A 2,301-nucleotide genomic window follows, 5' to 3' on the forward strand; every position below is an offset into this window, starting at 1 on the left:
TAATCCGGTGCTCGGGTCCCTTGACGTGCCCGCGCCGAGCGCGTCTCCGCGCCGCCCGGGTCATCCGCTTCTCCTTCTTGGCCATCGACATAGGGAGACGGGGCAGTCTATTTGAACCATGGGATTGAACGACGGTCTCCGATCCGGGGATCGCGGTCCCGCTCGGCTCGCTCATCGGGCTCCTCACACAGCTTCGGCCACAAGCCAAGTTTCGGTGCGAGGCGGCTGCCTCATCAATGCGTCAAGTCCGCGGTCCGGTCCAGCGTCGCCACGATGCCCAAGTTGGCCAGGACGGCACCCAAGACTTGCACAACTCCGGTGACCACCGTCACTGAGGTCGTCAGCTGGATGTACGCCGTAAACGATCCGGCCGTGACTGGAGAATAGACCTGCAGGAACCTCAGGGTTAGCACGGAGAAGTCCACGACGAAGCCGACCAGAACGAGGATCGCGCCGACCAGGGCGAACCGGAACGGGGACCGCTTCCACCACGGCTCGGGCAGGGTCGGACCCGTCGAGGCCCCCAGGCCCTGCGTCTCGAGGCCTTCTCCGCCTCGGGATGGCGCGATATGCGACAGGGATTCCCGTATCCCCAGGGCGACTCCATAGAGGACGAGGAACCCGCCGAAGCCGCTCAAGAATGCCGCGGGGATCTCGAGGTAGAACAGGTCCGAAAGCCAACTCGGACCCGGGCCGGCTCCGAACAGCGCGACTTCGAGTAGGCCAAGGAATCCGCCCAACGCTGCCGCCGCGAGCTCCAGGACCACGCCCAGCAGGACCAGCCGAACGAAACGCCGCTGGGGCCGTCGAGTCGCAGCTCGCAGCGCGGCCGGGGGCGCCGAGCTTGCCGATAGCATCCCTTCACACTCCGCCAGCTGCAACACGAGGCCGGGGATAGCCCTTCCGGCCGTTCGAGGGGCGACCGGACTTCCGACCCTCCTTCCGATACGAAATCTGCTTGAGGGTCTCTGAAATCGGCCCAATTTCGATTCGGTGAAACCGCATGACGAAATTGGCGCTCGTTCCGGGAGCTTGGCTGGGGGGTGGGCGTGGAAGAAGATCCTCCTCCTTCGGAGCGAACAAGGGCACGACGCTTCGCAGCCATTCGGGAATCGTGGACCCTTATTAGTGTGAAGAGATGTTCGCCGGGCCGATGCGCGTCTCTCCCCGAATACGAAGATGGCTCACCGGACCGAAGTCCGACCCCAGCGTCCGGGCGCGGTTCCTAGTCGAAGTCGAGGGTCGATCCCCGGAGGACCGCCAAGTGCGCGCCGCCTCCCAAGCGATCGGCCGGTCGGGCTGGGCTGCGGCTCTCCTGCATTCCCAGTGGCCGGACGGGCACTGGGTCACGCCGGGCACGGCCGCCGAAGATCTCTACCAGCCCAAGTACATCGTGACCAACTGGGTCGCGATCGTCCTGGCCGACCTCGGCATGACCCGGGCCAATCCTCGGATACGCAGGACCGCCCAACTCCTTGTGAACCGATGGGGCAAGAACGGAGACCTCTCGGGACGGAACGGGGAGGTCTGCGTCACGGGCAACGCTGTGAGGATGCTGATTCGGTTCGGCTACCTCAAGGATCCGGCCGTGCAGCGGTCGATCGACTGGATCGTCCGAACCCAGAAACGGGACGGGGGGTGGCATTGCTTTCCCTCGCGCACGGGCACCTTGGATGGCTGGGAGGGACTCGCCGCCCTCGCCGAGATCCCCGAGGCCTGTCGCGACGAACGCGTGCGCCGATCGATCGAGCGAGGAGCGGAGTTCTACCTTGGACACCGCCTCATGAACGAGGGGAGTGTGCGCTATCCGCCGTGGTTCCGGATTCACTTCCCGAACCACTACTTCTACGACGTGCTCGTGGGACTTCGCATCCTGACGCGGCTAGGCTACGGTGCGGACCCTCGTTTGGCCCCTGCGCTGAACTGGCTTCGCCGCAAGCAGGCCCCGGCTGGGACGTGGGCCTTGGAGGCGTCGCACCCCGACCTCGATTCGGCGCTCGCGGGCTATCAGTACCGGGGGGTCATGTTTCCCCTGATGCTGGAGCCCCTGCATGAGCCGAGCCAGTGGGCGACCGTAGAGGCTTTGAGCGTCCTCAACCGGGCAAGCACCTCTCGAACCGAGCCATGACGGCGGAAGCACGGCGACCTGCGCGCCTAGCACACCCGGGCAAAACGCCCCGGTCAGGGAGAGGACTGATCGTGGGGTGCGAACCGGCGACACCGCTCAGGCTTTTCGAAGGGACCAGACCACGTAGATGATTCCGGGAATACCGACGATCAGCAAGACGACCAGACCTGCCG

2 protein-coding genes are annotated in these 2,301 nt (G+C 65.4%); one reads left to right on the forward strand and one right to left on the reverse strand.

What is annotated here, in order from left to right; genetic code table 11:
* Positions 1-233 precede the first annotated feature (233 nt).
* Complete coding sequence (locus VEY12_04420; protein HYM39377.1) at positions 234-857, reverse strand: hypothetical protein; 624 nt, start codon at positions 855-857, stop codon at positions 234-236.
* Positions 858-1,264: 407 nt separating this feature from the next.
* Between VEY12_04420 and VEY12_04425 the strand changes: the two genes are divergently transcribed.
* Positions 1,265-2,128 (forward strand): hypothetical protein, encoded by an 864-nt coding sequence (locus VEY12_04425; GenBank protein ID HYM39378.1) that lies wholly within the window; start codon positions 1,265-1,267, stop codon positions 2,126-2,128.
* The last annotated feature ends 173 nt before the right edge of the window (positions 2,129-2,301 follow it).

It is taken from the genome of Thermoplasmata archaeon (assembly GCA_035632695.1).
Taxonomy (GTDB): Archaea; Thermoplasmatota; Thermoplasmata; order RBG-16-68-12; family RBG-16-68-12; genus RBG-16-68-12.

Coding starts and splice junctions, on each gene's coding strand:
- VEY12_04420 (HYM39377.1), bottom strand. CDS start 857: ATGCTATCGGCAAGCTCGGCGCCCCCGGCCGCGCTGCGAGCTGCGACT.